The organism is Nostoc sp. (assembly GCF_036917775.1).
GTDB lineage: Bacteria > Cyanobacteriota > Cyanobacteriia > Cyanobacteriales > Nostocaceae > Nostoc.
In genome coordinates this window covers 1-20,690 of the sequence record NZ_JBALEQ010000058.1, presented here as the reverse complement: position 1 = coordinate 20,690, position 20,690 = coordinate 1, and the positions used below count along the sequence as shown (strand labels likewise).

The 20,690-nt window shown below is 42.1% G+C and carries 13 protein-coding genes; 2 read left to right on the top strand and 11 right to left on the bottom strand.

Annotation, left to right across the window (positions count from 1 at the left end; all coding sequences use genetic code 11):
* Nucleotides 1-322: 322 nt before the first annotated feature.
* The 6 genes from V7K69_RS09595 to V7K69_RS09570 all read right to left on the bottom strand — a co-directional run bounded on the left by V7K69_RS09595 (nucleotide 323) and on the right by V7K69_RS09570 (nucleotide 7,329).
* Complete coding sequence (locus V7K69_RS09595) at nucleotides 323-1,048, bottom strand: conjugal transfer protein TrbI (protein ID WP_335033642.1); 726 nt, start codon at nucleotides 1,046-1,048, stop codon at nucleotides 323-325.
* 533 nt (nucleotides 1,049-1,581) lie between these two features.
* Nucleotides 1,582-3,744, bottom strand: coding sequence for a tetratricopeptide repeat protein (locus V7K69_RS09590; RefSeq protein WP_335033641.1), 2,163 nt, complete (start codon nucleotides 3,742-3,744; stop codon nucleotides 1,582-1,584).
* 389 nt (nucleotides 3,745-4,133) lie between these two features.
* On the bottom strand, nucleotides 4,134-4,313 hold the full coding sequence (gene psb34, locus V7K69_RS09585) for a photosystem II assembly protein Psb34 (protein ID WP_163927515.1): 180 nt from the start codon (nucleotides 4,311-4,313) through the stop codon (nucleotides 4,134-4,136).
* Between the two features lie 198 nt (nucleotides 4,314-4,511).
* Entirely contained in the window at nucleotides 4,512-6,479 is a 1,968-nt protein-coding gene (gene thiO, locus V7K69_RS09580) for a glycine oxidase ThiO (RefSeq protein WP_335033638.1), read from the bottom strand.
* Between the two features lie 99 nt (nucleotides 6,480-6,578).
* Entirely contained in the window at nucleotides 6,579-6,974 is a 396-nt protein-coding gene (locus V7K69_RS09575) for a hypothetical protein (protein WP_335033636.1), read from the bottom strand.
* Nucleotides 6,975-6,990: 16 nt separating this feature from the next.
* Complete coding sequence (locus tag V7K69_RS09570; RefSeq protein WP_335033634.1) at nucleotides 6,991-7,329, bottom strand: 2Fe-2S iron-sulfur cluster-binding protein; 339 nt, start codon at nucleotides 7,327-7,329, stop codon at nucleotides 6,991-6,993.
* A gap of 75 nt (nucleotides 7,330-7,404) precedes the next feature.
* Here V7K69_RS09570 and cimA point away from each other — a divergent pair, with 75 nt between their 5' ends.
* A complete protein-coding gene (gene cimA, locus V7K69_RS09565) occupies nucleotides 7,405-9,066 on the top strand; it encodes a citramalate synthase (RefSeq protein WP_335033632.1) in 1,662 nt (553 codons plus the stop codon).
* A 238-nt stretch (nucleotides 9,067-9,304) separates the two neighbouring features.
* Nucleotides 9,305-9,763 carry a cobalamin biosynthesis protein gene (locus V7K69_RS09560; protein ID WP_335033630.1) on the top strand — a complete coding sequence of 153 codons (459 nt, stop codon included), beginning with the start codon at nucleotides 9,305-9,307 and terminating at the stop codon, nucleotides 9,761-9,763.
* A gap of 61 nt (nucleotides 9,764-9,824) precedes the next feature.
* Here V7K69_RS09560 and V7K69_RS09555 read toward each other — a convergent pair whose 3' ends face one another.
* The 5 genes from V7K69_RS09555 to V7K69_RS09535 all read right to left on the bottom strand — a co-directional run bounded on the left by V7K69_RS09555 (nucleotide 9,825) and on the right by V7K69_RS09535 (nucleotide 20,290).
* Nucleotides 9,825-10,178 carry a phage holin family protein gene (locus tag V7K69_RS09555; protein ID WP_335033628.1) on the bottom strand — a complete coding sequence of 118 codons (354 nt, stop codon included), beginning with the start codon at nucleotides 10,176-10,178 and terminating at the stop codon, nucleotides 9,825-9,827.
* Nucleotides 10,179-10,728: 550 nt separating this feature from the next.
* Nucleotides 10,729-11,814, bottom strand: a complete 1,086-nt coding sequence (locus V7K69_RS09550; protein WP_335033625.1) for a peptidoglycan-binding domain-containing protein — start codon at nucleotides 11,812-11,814, stop codon at nucleotides 10,729-10,731.
* A gap of 146 nt (nucleotides 11,815-11,960) precedes the next feature.
* A complete protein-coding gene (locus V7K69_RS09545; protein ID WP_335033748.1) occupies nucleotides 11,961-13,232 on the bottom strand; it encodes a M16 family metallopeptidase in 1,272 nt (423 codons plus the stop codon).
* 74 nt (nucleotides 13,233-13,306) lie between these two features.
* Entirely contained in the window at nucleotides 13,307-14,572 is a 1,266-nt protein-coding gene (locus V7K69_RS09540; protein WP_335033623.1) for a M16 family metallopeptidase, read from the bottom strand.
* Between the two features lie 231 nt (nucleotides 14,573-14,803).
* Complete coding sequence (locus V7K69_RS09535) at nucleotides 14,804-20,290, bottom strand: trifunctional serine/threonine-protein kinase/ATP-binding protein/sensor histidine kinase (protein ID WP_335033621.1); 5,487 nt, start codon at nucleotides 20,288-20,290, stop codon at nucleotides 14,804-14,806.
* Between the last annotated feature and the right edge of the window lie 400 nt (nucleotides 20,291-20,690).

The following is a 20,690-nucleotide window of genomic DNA, read 5'->3' as shown; positions in this document are numbered from 1 at the left end:
ACGGGAATTGCAAGAGATGTGCTTAAAATGAAACCTTTCCTTACCATAATAAAATGCTCTTTTATACACTACTTGACAAAAAGTATCAGGATATTAGGTAATTTTGAATACTCTTTTAGATAGAGAATAAAATAGAGCCGACTTTCCTAGCTCTCTCCATAGCACACTTCAATATCGATGGTGATAAAGACGATATAGATGTATGATAGTTGCTGTTAAATAGAATTTTTTAGGTCTAAAAATAAAGGCGATCGCACACTATAGTTAAAGTGGCGATCGCCTATTAGGGGTAATTAAAGTCACGACTTGAATAGAGTTAAATCTAGTAGCGCGAGCGTGGTACTAAATTCAAATTAGAATCCAGTGTGAGCCTTAAATCTTGTGCGGGTCTGATGACAAACGCATTTATTTCTTTTTTCCGCAACAGAACACTTGCACCCGCACCCGCAGCCGCACCAATAACAGGTTTTAAATCATCAATTCTGTTGTTACCAGTAATTAGTGAACCTAAAAGACCAGCACCTCCACCAATAGCTGCGTCAGTTAAAACCTGACCAGTGCTAGGGCCCTGTGAAACTTTTTGAGTTGTGGTAAATGTTCGAGAAGTTGCATTAATCGACTGACGCTGACCATTAGAAAATTCTAATTCTTGAGCGACAAACCGCACGCCTTTTCCTTGGTTGTCATCTGTATTTCTTGTATCTCTTGAATAACTATCTAAGTCAACAGATTCTAGCCGTCCATTTACTTTAGTTCCAGCAGGAATTAAGACATTTCTATTTCTGTCGATAATGTCATTGGCTATTCTCAAGGTTATAGATTTACTTTCCCCAGGAGCAATAGTAATAGTCTCTTTTTCGTAGGTGACAGGAAAATTAACCCCAGAAGGAATGGTAACGTTTCCATATTGACTATTATTTCTGTTTTGCCCAATTCTATATTGTGCATTGGCAGGAGCCAAGCTTAATAGAGGGCTAGCGACGCTTGCGGTAACGGCTATTGCCATTAGTGCAGCAGTTCTAGATTTCCATTGATGTGAGCGAGCCATAAGAGGGTTTTCCTTTGTGTATGTGATGTATGTAATGACGGTGATTTACTGAGTTTGTTTCTGACTGTTTTTGAACCTGTCTATAAGCGTATTCCGAAGATAAAAGTACTTATTATGGGAGTCTGTGCGATCGCAACTCAGAATTAGTATCCTGCTAATGTACGTTACTCAAATCAGAGGCAAGACATATATACGACGGAAACGAGTATCATTTTGTTCCTAAACTTTGTTTTATTACTTATGTCCACATATCTAAGCCCTTAAATAGAGGCGATGGGCTAACTGTGAACTCTTACTTCTATTTTAAATTGATTTGCTAGAAATTGGGAAATATTTTCGTTTTCTTAACGAATGATTTACCTATGGTACTGATAGTCACAGAACCATATAAACGAAACCCCCATTGACGGGTTTTAATCTTTTATTATCCACAAAAGTTATGAAATAGAGTTACCAGAAAAAGTGAGAGCATTTTCTTAACCAGAAAACCTTAATTGATGCTCTGAGTAATTACCAATTTACTTTGCAATACCTTATAACTTTGACAAAATCTCTGGTAACAACTGACTAGGAACTTTAGATAAAGCTAGAGTTTGTCCTTGTATCCCTAATTCATTATGAAAAGCACGAATAGTTTTCACCACATAAGTGAAGGTTGTTTGATAAGCCTCTGATTGTTTGCTCAATCCGTTTAAGGCTTGCAAATGGTAGTCTAAAGCTACTTCTAGGTGTTGAGAATGTGTTGCTTTGTCACCATTAAACGACTTATCTATTACTAGCTGATAATGCGCTAGTGCCAGGTTATTATAAGAGGCAAGTAAATCAAAGCTTAAAGGAGTACCGCTAAGTGAGCGAGCCAAAGCTATAGCCTCTTCATAAGCGCTGATACATAGTTGCAAATACTTTTGCCGTGCCTCTTTAGTTGTCTGAGAAAGGTTTGCTAAGTGCCAGTAGGCAGTACCTAGATTATTTTGTGTAGCGGCGCAGGCGCTGGGAACATTAGCTGGAGTGCGATACTTAAGAGCTTTGCTATAGACATTAATAGCTAGCTGGAGATTTTGGGCAGGTTGCTCGTATTGTGCCAGATTCCAACAGGCTGTGCCGATGTTGTTTTGAATCATCCCATACTTGAGCGGTTCCTCTTCGGGGTTGTAGTATGCGAGTGCTTCGTTGTAAGCTGCGATCGCTTTCTTTAAATGCACAATCGGTTGGTTGTATTGCCCTAGATGCCAGTAAGCAGTACCCAAATTATTCTGGCAAGCTGCATACTTTAATGAATCCATATCGGCTGTACGGTAGCTGAGTGCTTCGTTGTAAGCTAATATTGCCTGCTGCCAATTTTCAGATGGATGAGAAAAACGAGCTAAATCACCATAAGCCGTCCCCAAATTATTTTGCACACGAGCGTAAGTTTCTCGATGCGTCTGCGGTGAAATCATCTTTAACGCCAACTGATAAAATTCTATTGCCTGCTCTATATAAGTTTGTCCCTCCTCAGAATTGGGTGGTGTACGGTATAGCATCCAGTAGAGTGTACCCAAATCATTCAAGATATCTGGAAGTTGTGGTGAGCTTTCGTCATAGCTAATAGCCTCCTGATAGGCAATAATTGCTACCATCAGGTTTTCTAGGGTTGACTCTCCTTGCTCAATACGAAGGCGGTATAAAGTGCCTAAGCGATGATAAGCTTCTGCCAGTACATCCCCTGAAGCTTGCTTTTGATGTAATTCTTCAATCTCCAACAAAATCTGCTGCGGTTGTAAATAATTTTCAGTATTTTTATTACTACTTGCGTTAATTGTTGCGATTACTAGCTCTGTTAACTCGCTACTTACATAAGATAAAGACAACAGTGATTGATTATTTTTACCACTACCAGACCTATTAGTAAATTCCTGGGTTTTGTGTACGCCATTCCCTTGTATCTCTGCTGGGAAACCGGAATTATTCTCAAACTTTAACTCAGAAGTTGTGGTTTTGAGTTCTGCTTGATTAACTGATTTATCTAAAACCGACTGCTCAATATTCCCTAAATCCAAGTTTCTGGAAGGTGAAAAACGTTCTGGATAGCCTGCATTTTGAGTTGCGGGTGTGGGTTCTCCAGCAAATACAAATACACCAGTCCGACAACGCCAAAACTGTGGTGCTGATTGCTTGATGGCAGATAACCAAGGACGCGGTATCCACAACAGTAAGTTAGATTCTAGGAATCGACTGGATTCTTGTGTAGAAAAATATTGCTCACTTAAGCGGAGATGGTGTAAAAATAAACGCTGTGTTGCTACTGTTTCCTTGGTGAGATGTTCCACGCCGACAATCTGAAATGCTGGTACTGGAAAAGGTCTTCCAGGGGTATCTTTTGATGCTCCAACAATTGGTGGTGGATAATTAGCTAACCATTGATTTATCTGAACTATGGGATTGGGTTCGTTTAAATTTAAACGCAATGTGACTAATCGCGGATAAGCTGGAGTGCTATTTTCTTGGGCATTTGATGACTGATATAGCACTTGTCCAACAGGATAAGCCAATGTAGAATGCAAGCGGGCAGCTACTTGATTTCTTAAGTGTAAATCATCACACACTGCTAAAAAAAGTTGTCGTCGTAAGCCAAGGCTTAGGGCAAGTTTCAGGCGGTGGTATACTTGCCGATTCAAAGTAGAATTATTGTTGTATGCAGTATCATTCACGCTCATAGCGGCTAAAAAGCCAAAACATAGTACATATCAACGTTTTGGGTATATCTAAATGGGCTAAATAAAGTCATACAGCAGTTTTCTTTTGTATGAAGTACAAAGCTACGGATTTGGAGGCTGGAGTTAGGAAGCAGAAATTTTTGATATGTGATTTTAGTCCTACATTTTATAGCTCACTTATTTGCAAACTGCTGTAATAAAAATTATTTTTAAGTAGATGTTGTGCTGCTCAGAATAATTCAGCCCTCAAGTCTAACAGTCATAAAAAGTATAATTATATACTTTAATGGCTAGTTCAATTTTAACAAAAAATAAAAAAGCAGGCCCCTCTTAAAATCGGAACCTGAAAAACGATAAAGAAGATTAAGTTTTCTGAAAATATTTTATGATTAACTGCTCTTAGAAACGAAGAAGGCGACTAGAATTAAGCCGACAACCAAAGCTGTAGCGGCGATTCCTAGTATGAGATAAGTTCGTTTTTGCCCTTGTGTTGGAGGTTCTGCTTGATAAATCTTTGGTTCCCGGGCAAAATTATTCAGAAGGCCACCTTCTTCATTGGTATAGGGCATGAATTAATTCCTTTATCTTGATAGTTCATTTAATGTTACATAAATGCTAAATCCGCTCTGAAACTGCTAGACAAATCGTTACATTATTGGGAATTGGGAAGAGGACTTGGGGACAAGGAGAATTGGGGACAAGGGGAAAGACTTGTTTCAAGTTCTCACCTCTTGTCCCCTTGTCTCACATTCCCCATTCCCCATTCCCTAATTAGTAATCGTCCCGGTGAGAGGTGAACTAGGACTAGCATAATCTTTGATCGGCATCCTACCAGCAAGGTATGCTAGGCGACCGGCGACTGTTGCTAAATTCATGGCACGAGCCATTGCTGCTGGGTTTGGAGAAAGAGCGATCGCACTATTAATCAATAAAGCATCTGCTCCCAATTCCATTGCTTGAGCAGCTTCTGAGGGTGAACCGATACCAGCATCTACCACCACCGGCACATTCGCATTTTCGATGATAATTTGGATGTTGGCAGTTGTTTTTAGCCCTTGTCCAGAACCAATCGGCGATGCCAAAGGCATTACTGTCGCACAGCCTACTTCTTCTAAACGCTTGGCTAACATGGGGTCAGCGTTAATATAGGGCAATACTGCAAAACCTTCTTTAACTAGTTGTTCTGCGGCTTGCAGCGTCCCAATTGGGTCTGGGAGTAAATACTTAAAGTCAGGTATCACTTCTAACTTGACAAAATTATTATCTTCCTGCCCTAACAATTTCGCCATTTCTCGCCCCAAACGCGCCACCCTAATCGCTTCTTCAGCAGTTTGGCAACCTGCGGTATTGGGCAACATCCAAATTTTTGTCCAATCCAAAGCTTCGGCTAAACCTTCATGTCCGGGGGCCTTGGTTTGTACCCGTCGTACAGCCACGGTGACAATCTGGCAATCACTGGCAGCAACGCTTTGCTGCATTTCTTCTATGCTGCGATACTTACCAGTTCCCGTCATTAAGCGGGATTGAAAGGTTTTGCCAGCAATAATTAGCGGCGAATTTGTAGAGACGCGATTCATCGCGTCTGGGGTATGGTGTCCGTTGGAGAAGTTGGCAGAGTGAGTCAGCATTGCGGTTGAGGTAGATGGCTGGGATTGGAAGCGCGAATAGTGAAAATCAGCAAGTAGAGGATCGGGCTTTTGTTCTAATATTAAATCGGCAATCAATACGGCTGTTATGGGTGTAAGTAGAATCCCGTTACGGTAATGACCTGTAGCAAGAGTTAAATTTTCACAGTGGCTAGTGCCAAGGATGGGTAATTCATCGGGGGTGGCTGGGCGAAATCCCCACCAGAATTCTTGGATGGGATAATCCTTTAATTGAGGATACAGCCGGATGGCAGCTTGTAATAATTTTTGAATGCCGTCTGGGGTATTGTTGGGGGTGAAACCAACGTCTTCGCTTGTTGCTCCAATGATCAGGCGATCGCGTCTTGGTACGATGTAAGTATTATCCCCAAACAAAATCCGCTTTAAGGGCACTTCCGGCGCAAATTCTGGTATTCGTACACTCAGCATTTGTCCTTTTCTGGGTAGCACGGGTAGCAGCAACAACTCATTTGACCAAGCACCTGAAGCTAAAACATAGTGGGCGGCGCGAATTATCCCAACATTGGTTTGCACGCCAACTACTTGTCCTTGCTGCTGTAAAAATGCTTCTACTGTAATACCGTCTTTGAGTTCAACACCAACACACTCAGCCGCCGTCCGCAATACTTGAGCTAAAGCCTTATTATCAACTTGTGCATCTTCAGGATACCACCAGCCACCAACTACCTCTGCTCCTAATCCTGGCTGATATTGATGAATTGCCTCTTTATTGAACCAGTAAGCAGGGGATGAGGAAGAAAGACTTTCCCCCCTGCCCCCCTGCCCCCCTGCCTCTTCAAAGACGGGTGCGAGAATACCACAGGCACGGTAGCCAGTATTTAAACCAGTTAGTTCTTCTAGTTTAGTTGTCCAGTCGGGATATAAAGCACGCGATCGCCAACACAATGAACGCATTGCCTCATTAGTGATGTTTTCCGCGTCTGGTGCTAACATCCCGGCGGCGGCGTGGGTAGCGGCAGCTTGAAAGTCACGACAAAGCACGGTGACGTTTGTCCCGCGCATTTTTAGTTCAATAGCGATCGCTAAACCAATAACGCCGCCACCAATAATTACGATCTCACTAGTCATTAGTCATTTGTCATTAGTCATTTGTCATTAGTCATTAGTACATAACTAATTAACTCATAACTTATAACCTATAACTCGTAACTAAAGACGGATATATCGTTACCACAAGGCGCGAATTGGTTCGTTGCCTTGATTGACATCAGTGGATGGCGTGTTTTCGGAACTATCTGTACTGCCGTCTGTTGTACTGTCAGCAGGTGATGTTGAGTCATCAGAAGGATTCTGAGCAACGCTACTTCTGTTGTCAGGTCTTGGGGCTACAATACTGCGTCTGTTTTCGTTTGTTTCGGTTGTTTCGTTTCCTTCTGTTGCAGTTTCTTCATTTTTGCTGCCAGCACTGCTATTAACATTGATATTAGCTGGCAGAACTTTTGCTGCTTTACCACTGGGAGCGTTAGCGCTTTGCACGCCCATAGGAAAATTAATGCCTAGTAATGTACCAAGCAGAATGGCCAAACCTCCAGCCATTAAAATTAGGGGTGTCCATCTACCCATCTTGTCTTACTCCTTGTTAACCTTTTGGTGTCCACACTATTCGAGAACCTTGTCCCCAAAATCCATCAAACTTTGTCACTTTCACATCGCCTAAAACTTTAGTTTGGCAGGCTAAACGCAAGTCTGTTGTAGGAGAATGGGGAGGAAGCGAACGCCGGGCTTGATCGCGCCAATTCGCTGCTGATACTTCGCCCTCTACCTTAACCGCACAAGTTCCGCAACTGCCAATGCCCCGACAGTTTATTACCTTAGCACCGTCATTGTAGAGGTTAATACCATTTTGCAGCAAAATTGTTCGGAGATTGCTTCCACTTATGCACTCAATTGTTTTACCTTCAGCTAGTACTTTAGGCATTTTTAAACTGTCAAACAGGCTTTTTGTTGTATATTGACACATTGCCTCGAAAGTTGTCTCGTCGGTCCCAGTTTTATGACCACAAATTCCTCACCTCAACTTTGGCTCTATGACACTACATTACGGGATGGCACTCAGCGCGAGGGGCTATCTGTATCGATAGAAGATAAGTTACGCATTGCCAAGAGACTCGATCAACTGGGAGTTCCCTTCATTGAAGGCGGTTGGCCTGGTGCTAATCCTAAGGATGTACAATTTTTCTGGCAACTCCAAGAAGATCCGCTAAAACTTGCTGAAATTGTGGCTTTTTGTTCGACTCGACGGCCCAACTCCACTGCCGCAACCGAACCGATGCTACAGGATATTTTGGCTGCGGGAACTCGCTGGGTAACGATTTTTGGTAAGTCTTGGGATTTACACGTTACAACTAGCCTCAAAACGACATTAGAAGAAAATTTGGCGATGATTCGTGACACCATTGAGTACCTCCGTTCTCAAGGTCGTCGCATTATCTACGATGCCGAACATTGGTTTGATGGTTACAAGCACAATCCAGATTATGCTTTACAAACATTAGAGGCTGCGATCGCATCTGGCGCTGAATGGCTAGTCCTCTGTGATACCAATGGCGGCACTTTACCTCATGAAATTGGCCAAATTGTTCAAGATGTCAGTAGTCATTTGTCATTTGTCATTAGTCAAGAACCAATGACGAAGGACAACGGACAAAGGACAATCCCTCAAATTGGAATTCATACTCATAACGATTCCGAAATGGCGGTTGCTAACGCAATAGCTGCCGTGATGGCAGGGGCAAAGATGGTGCAAGGGACAATTAATGGTTACGGTGAACGTTGCGGCAATGCTAACCTCTGTTCTTTAATTCCCAATTTACAACTGAAGCTGGGTTACAGTTGTATCACAGAAGACCAGCTAACACAACTTACAGAAGCTAGTCGTTTTGTTAGTGAAGTGGTCAACCTCGCGCCAGATGAACACGCTCCCTTTGTGGGACTTTCGGCTTTTGCCCACAAGGGTGGTATTCATGTATCAGCAGTAGAACGTAATCCTCTAACTTACGAACATATTCAGCCGGAACAAGTCGGGAATCATCGCCGCATTGTGATTTCTGAACAGTCTGGACTCAGCAATGTTCTAGCTAAAGCCCGTAGTTTTGGGATTGACCTCGATCAGCTAAAGGCAGAAGCCAAGCAAATTCTCCAACGTCTTAAAGATTTGGAGAGTGAAGGATTTCAATTTGAAGCAGCAGAGGCCAGTTTTGCGCTACTGATGCACGAAGCTTTGGGAGGTCGCCAGAAGTTTTTTGAAGTCAAAGGTTTTCAAGTCCACTGTGACTTGATTGAGGGGAAAGAAACTAGTAACGCCCTAGCTACAGTCAAAATCGCTGTTGATGGCAAAAATATTCTGGAGGCGGCAGAAGGTAACGGCCCCGTTGCAGCTTTGGATGCAGCTTTACGCAAGGCTTTGGTGAACTTTTATCCCCAAATAGCAACCTTTGATTTGACAGATTACAAAGTGCGGATTCTCAACGGACATACGGGCACTGCGGCAAAAACCCGTGTGTTGGTAGAATCAGGCAATGGTCGTCAACGCTGGACGACGGTAGGGGTTTCCACCAATATTTTGGAGGCTTCCTATCAAGCGGTGGTGGAGGGTTTGGAATATGGTTTGTTATTACATTCCCAAACAGAAGCGGCGGTGAAAGCTTCTAGTTGACAAAAGGGATGTTTAGTGTAGGGAAAGTTTACGTTTTTCGATAATTGGGGGAAGCGATCGCACCTTGGCGATCGCTTCCTGTAAGGCAATACAGTTCAAATAAGACCAAAACACTTGTAGAGACGGCGATTTATCGCGTCTCGAAAACCCAAAATTTTGCCAGTTGCCCTTAACCTAAGGGTATTGTCCTCTAAGCCAACACCAAACCTTGAAGAATTGAATTAAGGAAATACACCAAGTGCAACAGGTTTTCTGGGTAGGAATCGGTTGTAAGCGGGGAACCTCACGGCAATTGATTGATTGGGCTATTGAGGAAGCCTTTCGAGAAAATCAACTTTTTCAAAGTGCGATCGCCGGGATTGCTACTATTGACGCTAAAGCCTTGGAAGTTGGTTTAGTAGGACTTTGCCACCTACGCAATCTGCCTCTAAAAACCTTTTCTGCGGAAATTCTTTGCTCTGTCTGTGTCCCCAACCCTGCCACAATTACTGACCAAAAAGTTGGTACACCTAGCGTAGCAGAGGCAGCTGCTATTCTTGCAGCGACTCAAGCCTCGTTGTTGACTGCTCCCCCCTTTACCAGCACAGAAGCATTGGGAGTGAGACTCTTAATTCCTAAACAAATTTTCCAGCTACAAGGGCAACCAGGAGCGATAACGCTAGCTGTTGCCCAAGCTTCAAATATTATTAGTCATTAAGTCATTAGCTAAAGTAACAAAGCCTCAAATATTATGAGATTACAAAACTTCAACTAATTTTCTAGTCAACAACTCTCAACAAATAGTTAATTATGCTAGAAACAATAGCTAGCACGATTGAACCTAACAAAGCAGGTAAAAAGCCTTGAATCTCAAAACCAGAACCAGGGGTTAAAGCACTTGCTAACCAAAGTGTTAAAGCGTTGATTACCAATGTAAATAAACCAAAGGTGAGCAAGGTAATCGGAAAGGTCAAAATCTGCAAAACTGGTCTAACAAATGCGTTAACCAGACCAATAACCAGGGCAGCGACTAAGGCAACCACAAAATTCTTGATAAAGAATCCCGGAACGATATTAGCAGTAATAAATAACGCCACCGCAGTACCGAGCCAAGTTAATAAAAAGTGTTGCATAAGTTTTTTTAGAGGAATTAGCAGTAAGTTTAATTAATTTCACTGTTGCCAGTTGTGATTTGTAGCACTATCATGTGTCTTTCTGCTTGACTCATAAAGTTGCTATTATCCTTTGTTAGCCCAAAAGTAATGTAATTTTTCCGTCCTGGCATAGAGAGATATTTCTAATCGGTGTATCTTTATCGTATTGCAGGATGTACCGGATTAAATTCATAAAAAAGAATTCAGAAGTTAGAATGGGCTACCCTCGCAATACCGTGTGGTTAAGTAATATTTATGGGTTGAGGGCAGGCAGAGGGGGCAGGGGGAGAAGAGAAGCTGTACTTGAGAGAAGAATTACTGAACAATAGCCCTCCTTACCTGACTCCTGAATTCTGTTTTGATAAAAAATGCTGTGAAGCGCAAAACCCATACAGAGGTTTATTGAAGTTGAAAAACCTCTGTACCTTGGGGACTTCCAAAAAAGAAATAAGTTATCAAAACTTCAGAGCATCTTGCCCGCAACTTTGGTTACAGGCAAAAGAGACGCTGGCTATGCTCCCTAGTAAGGCTAGCGCCGCAAAATAACCTCCCAAGTAGAGCCACCAACGACACCATCAGCTTCTAAACCATACCGCTTTTGTGCTGCTTTCACAGCAGTCTCAGTTGTCTCACCAAAGTCTCCATCGGCATCGCCTTTCAAGAAACCAAGCTTTTTCAGTTGTTGTTGCAACTTAACAACTTCAGAACCACGTAATCCTATACGTAAAATTGGCAATCCTTCAGAGGTGTATTGAATACCAGGAGTTCGCTGAGTAGTTGTATTTTTCTGAGTTCGTGTAGTTTGCCCAGTCCGTGTGGCTGACTGAGTTCTAGCAGTGGATGTATTACGATTTGGCGTTTTTTGTGTGCTTGAATTTGTACCTTTTCTTGGGGTAGCAGGTCTTGGCTCAGGGCTAGTCGCAACTTGTGTTGTACCTTTTCTTGGGGTAGCAGGTCTTGGCTCAGAGCTAGTCGCAACTTGTGTTGTACCTTTTCTTGGGGTAGTAGGTCTTGGTTCAGGGATAGTTGCAACTTGTGTTGCAGCTTGTCTTGGGGGGTTGGGGTTAGGATTTGCAACGTTGGTGAGGCTGCTAGCCTGAGTTGGAACAGGAAAATTCGTAGCTGAGTTAAATCTTGGCTGGGATGAAGGGATGGTTGATGCTGCTACTGGTTGATTAGGGAAAAGTCTTTGCCATGTGCTGGCATCAACAACTCCATCTGGATTCAAACCAGCTGCTTGTTTAAAACGGGCAACAGCACTGGCCGTATTCTCACTATAAATACCATCTACTGCGCCAGAGTAAAAACCCAAAAGTTTCAGAGCTGCCTGAAGTTCAGATACACGTTCGCCTTGGCTACCAACTTGGAGATTAGGGCGGTTGATGCTATCTCCAGGATTTATTTGGGCAATTTTTTGTGGCGCTGCTATTGATATTAAAGGCGTTGAGGCAATAAGCAGAGGCGTTGCGGATAACAAGAGTATTTCAATGGCTGAGAAAGATTTAGACCTCTTTGTCCACCAACTTTTTTGCCGTTTTTCCATTCCACAGCGATTTACAGTGCGGTCTAGTAATTTTAAGTAACTCAAAATACTTGCTGTCAGGCTGCTTTGCATGGAATTTCCTCCCAGAATATTCTCATGCTAATGGTACAGCCGCTTGGTCTAAAAAACAGCTGCTCTATTTACGATGTCTTTTCTGCGATACGTTATGCGTACCTTGCTTCCCGTAGAGATACGCTACCGACTTTGCACAGTTTTAGTTAGGCGATCGCACGGTTAATTGCTTCTTCTTGACCAACTAAAGACAAATAAGGTGATTTTAAATACTTACTGGCGGCAGCGATCGCATCCTTGGCACTCACCGCCGCAATCAATTCTTGAAACTTGATATCAAAATCAATTCCTAAGCCCAAAATTTCATACCAGCCATATATCTGAGCAATTTGCCCGTTGGTTTGTTTACCCAAGGCGTACTGCCCCAGAATTTTATTTTTCGCAGCTTGGAGGGCGCTTTCAGAGACTTCGGTGGTAGATAATAAATCTACTTCTGTACGTAGTCCTTCTAGGGCAATACTGGTATTCTCCGGTGCTGTACCCATGTAAACTACAAATGAGGCTGGAAATAGCCTTGTGGAGTAAAAGGCAGATACTTCGTAAGCTAAACCGCGTTTTTCGCGCAATTCGACAAACAAGCGACTAGAAAGCCCATTTCCCAAGTAAGTACACAGCAACTTCAGGGCGGCGTAGTCAACAGAATTCACCGATGTTCCCAAATAACCGAGCATCACGATTGATTGTTGTGTCTGTACTGGCTTAACCTTTACCTGCGGTTCCACTTTAATTTCAGGTAAATTCAGTATTGGTAGTGCTTGGGCTGGCGCTTGCCAATCAGCAAAAACTTCTTCCACCAACGCTGCTGCATCTATAGGTGTGACTCTCCCAGCAATGCTAATTACTACATTATCTGGGCGGAAATAAGTTTGATGATACTCTACTAAATCTGCACGAGTTAAGCTGCTCATAGTAGTTTCATCTCCCAGCACTGACATTGAGTAGGGATGATTTTGGTACATTACCTGCCGCATTTGTTCAAAGGCGACATTGAACGGTTGCTCTTTTTGCGAACGAATATCCTGAAGTGCTAAACGGCGTTCTAGTTCAACTTGAGTTTCAGGAAAAGTAGGCGATCGCAAAATCCGCCCTGCCAATGCTAAAATTTCACCAAAATCTGATGTTACCGTCTTGAAAGATAGCAAAAAATAATCAGTGCCAGCATCCGCACTCAAACTTGCCCCTACAGACTCGACTTTTTCAGCAATTTCCAAACTAGAAAGTCCATCGCATCCCTTTGTCATCACTGCTGATAGCAAATGCGCCAACCCTGCTTGCTCACGGTTTTCGTTACAACTACCGGCACGCACAAAGATCCGCGCTGCAATAATATCCGCAGCAGGATTTTCTGCCGCCAGCACGACAATGCCATTATTCAATACAGTGCGATGGATAGGCGATTTTTGCAGCAAGGTTGTCATTTGTCCTTTGTCCTTTGTCATTTGCCCAATGCCCCATTCCCAATTCCCAATTCCCAATTCCCCATTCTCAATAACTAACACGGTTTAAGTACAGTAACCGCATAATTCTGCGGTGAGAGATATTGTTTAGCTAATTTTTGTAGTTCTTGAGCATCAAAAGACTTAATCTGCTGGGGATATGTCACAGCTAATTCAGCTTGGGCGATGGTATTGTAATAGCCATAAAGCCCTGTCAGTTGATTTGGCGTTTCGGTAGAAAACGCATACTCGTTACATAGCAACCTGCGTGTACGAGCAAGTTCTTGTTCGCTAATTCCTTCAGTCTGCAAATTATCCAAATGAGCGCAAATTAAAGACTCAACTTCTTCCAGATTTTCTGGTTCCAACCAGGCAGTAATTGTAAATAAACTTGATTCCCGTTGTAGAGAAAAACTACTATAAATTCCTTGTACCAATTGCAAGTCTTCTCGCAAATCACGCACTAAACGCGAAGTCCGCCCTTCTGCCAATAACACTGACAATAAATCTAGACCATAGCTAGTGCGGATTTCTTCTACTCCTGGTACCAACCAAGCCATCAACAATCGTGCTTGCTCTATGCGTGGTAAACACAGTTCTTGACGGTGAATTCCTGTTATTACTGGCTTTGCCACTTTCTCAAACTGCGGACAATTCGAGCGTTCGGCAAAATCACTAAATGAACGATTTACTAATTCCAAAGCTGGTTGCTGGGCTATACCCCCAGCAATTACCACTGTCATATTTTCTGGCTGATAGTGGGCATGATGAAAACAGCGCATTGCTTCTGGAGACTGCTGCATCAGTTCTTGCTCAGTACCCAACACCGAACGCCCGTAAGGGTGATGTGGATAGATGCTTTGAATCAGAGCTTGAAATCCTATCCAGTCGGAATCGTCCTGACAAGAGCGAATTTCCTCTAACACTACGTCCCGTTCGCGGCTAAATTCGTCTTCTGGAATTGCCGCATTGAGTAGTAGTTCACCCAAGTAGGGCAAAGTATCTTTTAAATAAGGAGCGGCTGTGGTGAGTGAATAATTAGCATAATCATAGCTTGTTGCCGCATTACTTACGCCGCCCCGGTTTTCAACTTTGGAATCGAACATTCCAGGGGGAAGCGTTGCCGTACCTTTAAAAATCATGTGTTCTAAAAAGTGCGCCATTCCAAACCACGGTTTTGGCTCTAGGCTTGCTCCAGCACGCACCCAAACATCAGCCACAACTACTGGAGTAGTGGGAATCTCTTGATGAATAAAAGTTAAACCACTCTCTAGTCGGAAGACTGAGGCTGGAAATACGGTATTAGTTAGTTGTTTTAACAATTTTTGTAGCTTTAACCACAATTCAATGCAATTGTGTCATCTTAACTCTGAACGATACCTAATTTAGAATCAAGTTATACAGATTTTAGAGAATTGTGCTATTACTGTTGTCCACACTACCAAGAAATGCCACGTGTTATGCAATCATTATCAGCTTCTCCCTATCCCCACCCTACTCAGAGTTGAACGCAAATAGTGTCTCGTAGAAAGGGTGAGGACTTCTGCGATCCGTTAAAAAACCGGAATTTCAATGACAAATTCTGTTCCTTCACCAAGCACAGAATTGCACCTCAACCGCCCATTATGGGTTTCCTCGACAATTTGACGAGCGATCGCTAATCCTAATCCTGTTCCCTTTCCAACCTCTTTGGTTGTAAACAGGTGGTCAAAGATCCTGGCTCTAATCTCCTCTGGCATCCCCTGACCGTTATCTTTGATGCGAATTGTCACCTTGCTTTGATCACTGGATACTTCTGTGTTAATCAGTATTTGGTGATGGTTAGCTTGTGCTTGGGCAAAAGAAAGTCCCTCACTGGATGTATCTAAGGCATCAATTGCATTAGCAAGGATATTCATAAATACTTGATTTAATTGTCCTAAAAAGCACTTGACTAGTGGTAATTTGCCGTATTCGGTGATAACTTCAATTGCTGGACGTTTTTCGTTAGCTTTGAGGCGATACTTCAAAATCAACAGCGTACTTTCAATCCCTTCATGGAGATTACAAGCAACTTTTTCGGTTGTATCGGCTCTGGAGAAAGTGCGAAGACTAATGCTAATGTCTTTAATCCGTTCGCTTGCCACCTTCATTGAGCTTACAAGCTTTGGTAAGTCTTGAGTCAAGAATTCTAGGTCAATTTCTTCGCCATGCTCAATGACTGCGATCGCGGGAGTGGGATGATGTTGTTGGTAAGATTGGATATGAGCGAGTAAGTCTTGAATATACTCTTCGGCATTGTTAAGGCTGCCTTTCAAAAATCCAATGGGATTATTAATTTCATGTGCTACCCCAGCAACTAAATTACCCAAGATTGCCATTTTTTCGTTTTGCACCATTTGTAATTGGGTATGCTCTAGTTCTTGTAGCGATCGCTCTAGTTGATGGGCATAATTTTGAGATTCTTGATAAAGACGGGCATTTTCTAGAGAGATGGCGGCTTGGGTGCATAGCAGTTGGATAACTTCGGTGCGATCGCTCGTAAATGCACCAATTGTCAACGGATTTTCTAGATATAATAGCCCGATGAGTTTACCTTGATTTAACATCGGCGTACACAACACACTCTTAGGTTGTTGCTGCATGAAATATGAGTCAGCAATAAAATCAGTTTGTGCTGTTGCATCATCTAGCACAACAGTTTTTAAGCGGCGTTTGACATAGTTTATCAGTGTAATGGGAATGCCTTCGCTGGTTGACAATGGTACAGATACTAGAGTCACTCCTTCGTTGATGGTGGCTACAGCTTCAACCACTAAATCACCCTGTTGGAGTACAAGCAGAGCCGCTTTTTGTGCGCCGGCATTTTCCATCACCACTTGCAAAAGGGTAGTAAGTAATTGCTCTAATTGAATTTCACTAGATAGAGCTTGTGAAGCTTTAAAAATAGTGGCAAAATCGAGGGCTTCAGAAATGCTGCTGCTAGAAAGATTTGTGTGGATAGTTTGATGTGGGAATAACGATCCATCAATGGTTGAACTCAGTTGTAAGCGATGATGCTGCCCTTGTAAGATGGGAGCCAGAAGTTGAGGATAGCGTTTTTCTAAATCCTCAGTTTTGGCTTTAGCGCCCCAACGAGCATAACAGTAATAAGCTTCCTGCATATAAACTTGGGCGATTTTTTCTTTGCCCCAGTTTAGGTAAAACTTGGCAGCTAGCTCATTGCTCAAAGCTTCTTCTTGGATATATTCGTTTTCTTTCGCTAGAGTTATGGCGCGATCGTATAATTCTATTGCTGCTATTTTTTCGCCCAAAACCCGATAGCGTTCTGCTTCCACCAAATCAAATTTATGCTGGAAATTCATCGGTGCAAATTTGGCTCGAAACTGCAATTGTTCTTGATTTTCGGCAACCTTCAACAGTAATTGCTCCTGTTGAGACGGTTCAGCCGTTGGATAGGCAGCCAGCCGAGACAAAGAATCGTAGTAGTAGAAAACAGGCACAGATAGCATTCCTGCTGCACCGTTGAGGTATTGCTCTCCCTGATTTGCATTCTCAACTGCCGCCGGAAAATTCTCAAAAAGATAACTGAGTGTTAACTTACTTAAGTAAAATATATGGAGTGTTAATTCGTCGTTTTCTTTGAGTAGCGCAGATAAAAGTTGTTCTTCTTGACAATCTTCACCAATCAGGCACTCTGGATTGTGGCTATATTCGGTTAGATTTTTAATGCTTTGGCAGACGATATTAGACCAATTTAATAAACGCTGATTTTTGGCAAAATTAAACTCGTAGGCTTTGATATCTGCTAGCAGGATTTCCAAAACTTCTGTCCCACTTAAATAGACATAAAATAACTTAAAAATCATCGATGCTAGCACATGAAAAAAATCGCCTGTCTCTAATCCAAAACTATGGGATTCCTGTAATAAACTAATTGCGGTGCGAACATGTTGTTTATTACATTGATTTAATGCACCCACCTTAAATATAGTCATACTTTGAACAGATTTTGCTTGAAATCTATCTACAAGCATTAAAGCTAGGTTGCCAAATTCGTAGCCTGACTCCAGTTGGTTACAAGTATTAAGTACAATTCCAAAATCTGCATACCCTGGTGCAGAAAGTGGTGCATTGCCGTATTTAAGAGATACATTCACCTCTTCGCAGGCAATAATTGGGAACAGATAAGGCGCAGCCTGATGGATGGCGGGAGCGATGCTAGCCATAATCCGCAAAGCAACTAAAGCTTTGGGATCATTCATCAATGGCAAATCAACTAAGCCCTGAATACTCCTGTCAGCCAAGGTGGAGAGCGTGTTGACTACAGCTTGCTGAATGTCTAGAGGTGTTACTGATTCAGGTAATGTTACCCCAAGTTGAGCGAGAAGTTCACGCCCAATTGCGATCGCTTTGAAGGATTGATTCCGCACCTGATCAGCTTGGAGTTGGACTTCATAAACTTTCACCCTATCCAGTAAGGTGGTTGTTTCTTCGATGACGACCTGGATAAGAGATTCCATCTGCTCAAATTCATTGTTGAGAAAGGCAGCTTCGGCAGCTTCTTCGTATAAACTTCTAGTCAGTTCGTAGGCGATTTCCCAACTATTAATTGTCAGCAGCTGCATTCCAGAATAGAAGTAATGAATTGCTGCACCATAAGCTGTAGCTTCTTTTGCTTTTCGACCAGCATTCAGATTTAACTGAGCTAATTGTTGACGTTCAGCCGGTTGGGTGATTAGCAATATTCCTCGATTTAACTGACTGGCAATCTCAAAAATTCGCTCCTCTTGCTGAGACTCAGAGGTATTTTGCAAGAGTAATTGACCAATTTTAAGATGCGTAAATTGTTTCTCTTCATCTGGAATTAGCGAATAGGCAGCTTGCTGCACACGGTCATGCAAAAATTTGTAGATAGGGAGTTGGAAATTTGAATTTAAAGGATTTGAGCCACAATCATGCCCATTATCTTGAAAAAATTTATAAACTTCACTAGTAGGTAAAACTAACCCTTCTTGCAAAGCTTTCCATAAAGATGCTGCCGTTTCGGTTTCCGATTGTTCAGAAACAATTGCTAAGGTTAGCAAATCAAAAGAGTTGCCAATACACGCAGCTAATTTCAACACATTTTGCGTTGCTGCTGGCAATTTCTGCAATTGTAATGCTACGAACTCTACCACATCATCGGTGAGAGCCAGAGATTTCACAGTAGCAATATCACATTGCCAATGTCCTTGAGCAAAATCAAAAGTAATCAGTCCATCTTCATACAATACTTTGAGAAATTGCGTTACAAAAAATGGATTTCCTTGAGTTTTTTGATAAACGAGTCGAGTTAATGGTTGGGCAATTTTATCTGAACAACTCAAGGTATCAACCACCAATTGATTTAAACTGGCTTTAGTAAGTGGAGCTAAAGTAATGCTGTGAATCGTAGCATTAGCTTTGCGAATATCCATTAAAGTCAACATCAACGGATGTGCGGTGGAGACTTCATTATCTCGATAAGCTCCAATTAAAAGTAAAGAGCCACTTCCTGACTCGTTCATCAGCAGTTGCATCAATTTGAGTGATGCAGAATCAGCCCACTGCAAATCATCAAGGAAAATTACTAGTGGATGTTCTTTTGTGGTGAATACCTGAATGAATTTTTGGAAGAGTAAATTAAAGCGATTCTGGGCTGCACTTGGTAAGAGTTCCGTTGCAGGTGGTTGTTGACCAATAATTTGTTCCAGTTCTGGAATTACTTCAAGAATGACTTGCCCTTGATCACCCAGTACTTGTAAAATTTTATTTTTCCAACTTGACAATTGGGCATCACTTTCAGTCACCAATTGCCCCATTAAGTCTCGAAATGCCTGCACAAAAGCGGAAAAGGGAATATTACGATTAAATTGGTCATATTTCCCTTTAATGAAGTAGCCCCTCTGCCGGACAATGGGTTTGTGAACCTCGTTGACCAAAGCAGTTTTACCAATACCAGAAAAACCAGCCACCAGCATTAGTTCTGTCTGATTATTGCTAACACGGTCAAAGGCTTTGAGCAGAGTTTCAACTTCATGCTCACGACCATAGAGTTTTTCTGGGATAATAAAGCGATCGCACACATCCCGTTGAGCAATTGGAAAACTTACAATTTTCCCTGTCTCCTTGAATTGAGCTAAACAATTTTCTAAATCATATTTCAGCCCAAATGCACTCTGATAGCGGTCTTCGGCATTTTTTGCCATCAATTTATTCACAATAGATGACACTACAGGCGCAATTTGCGGATTAATCTCATGTACTAAAGGCGGAAGTTTGGCAATATGACAATGTACCAATTCCATCGGATCGTGTGATTGAAATGGTAATTGCCCTGTTAGTAATTCGTAAAAAGTTACACCTAGAGAATAAAAATCAGTACGGTAATCAATCCCTCGATTCATTCTTCCAGTTTGTTCTGGAGACAAATAGCCAAGTGTCCCTTCTAACACATTAGGACTCATCAGGGTTTGAGTTTCTCGTGGCAATAGAGATGCAATACTAAAGTCAATTAACTTAACTTCTTTAGTGTCTGGATTAATTAAAATATTGGCGGGTTTAATATCCTTGTGAATGATCCGATGACGAATTAGAATATCTAATGTATTGCACAGTGCGATCGCTACTTGTAAAAACTCAATTAGAGATTCTACCCTTCCCTCCACTACTTCGGCTTCTCTAGGAGACGCTACGCGTAGCTTGCTTCCCCGTTCGCGCAGCGTCCCGTAGGGAAGGGGTACGCTCAGTACAAGTCCCCATTCCTTCAAGGAAATTCCCCCAAAGTCTTCCATCACTAACACATAGCCATTCTGATAGGGTTCCAGACTATAGGTTTGGATAATTCCAGGTAGATTCAAATTTTTGGCAATGGTGAACTGGTTGCGAAACTGTACCAATTCGCTGAAGCTGGGATAAGCGGTTTTCATCAGCTTAATCACCACAGATTTTTGGTCACTTTCTCGATTAGCGCGGTAAACCAATGTTCGAGAACCGTTATATAGTTCTTTGCTAATTTGATATCCGGGAATGCTGACCATAGGGCTTAATTTTGAATACCTCAGTATCTAGAGTTCCCAAAAAGATGGCAACATTTACTAAGCTCCAACTCTTGGAGAGGCTGTGTCAATGGGGCGGGAACAGGTAACAGGGAATAGAAAAATTAGCCCCGAATAATAGGGTAACAGCGCCCTAAATTTCTTTCTGAAAGGAATAAAAATATTTTTTAAGGGGACTCGTAGTACAAGAAAAAATACATCCTCATACAAATTCCCTGATTTGAATTACGGCGATTTCCCTGTTCCCTTTTAATTTCAGTTGGCTCATTTGCAACTGATTGAAATAATTTAGGACTTACGCATTGACAAAATAACAAAATAGTGGATTCATAAATAAGGGTCGTTACTTGACAGGTATCAGACAATTAGAGAAATTACTAAA

Bases quoted from the DNA above. Each gene is read 5' to 3' on its own strand.
- V7K69_RS09595 (WP_335033642.1), bottom strand. From the start codon at position 1,048: ATGGCTCGCTCACATCAATGGAAATCTAGAACTGCTGCACTAATGGCA.
- V7K69_RS09590 (WP_335033641.1), bottom strand. From the start codon at position 3,744: ATGAGCGTGAATGATACTGCATACAACAATAATTCTACTTTGAATCGG.
- psb34 (WP_163927515.1), bottom strand. From the start codon at position 4,313: ATGCCCTATACCAATGAAGAAGGTGGCCTTCTGAATAATTTTGCCCGG.
- thiO (WP_335033638.1), bottom strand. From the start codon at position 6,479: ATGACTAGTGAGATCGTAATTATTGGTGGCGGCGTTATTGGTTTAGCG.
- V7K69_RS09575 (WP_335033636.1), bottom strand. From the start codon at position 6,974: ATGGGTAGATGGACACCCCTAATTTTAATGGCTGGAGGTTTGGCCATT.
- V7K69_RS09570 (WP_335033634.1), bottom strand. From the start codon at position 7,329: ATGCCTAAAGTACTAGCTGAAGGTAAAACAATTGAGTGCATAAGTGGA.
- cimA (WP_335033632.1), top strand. From the start codon at position 7,405: ATGACCACAAATTCCTCACCTCAACTTTGGCTCTATGACACTACATTA.
- V7K69_RS09555 (WP_335033628.1), bottom strand. From the start codon at position 10,178: ATGCAACACTTTTTATTAACTTGGCTCGGTACTGCGGTGGCGTTATTT.
- V7K69_RS09550 (WP_335033625.1), bottom strand. From the start codon at position 11,814: ATGCAAAGCAGCCTGACAGCAAGTATTTTGAGTTACTTAAAATTACTA.
- V7K69_RS09545 (WP_335033748.1), bottom strand. From the start codon at position 13,232: ATGACAACCTTGCTGCAAAAATCGCCTATCCATCGCACTGTATTGAAT.
- V7K69_RS09535 (WP_335033621.1), bottom strand. From the start codon at position 20,290: ATGGTCAGCATTCCCGGATATCAAATTAGCAAAGAACTATATAACGGT.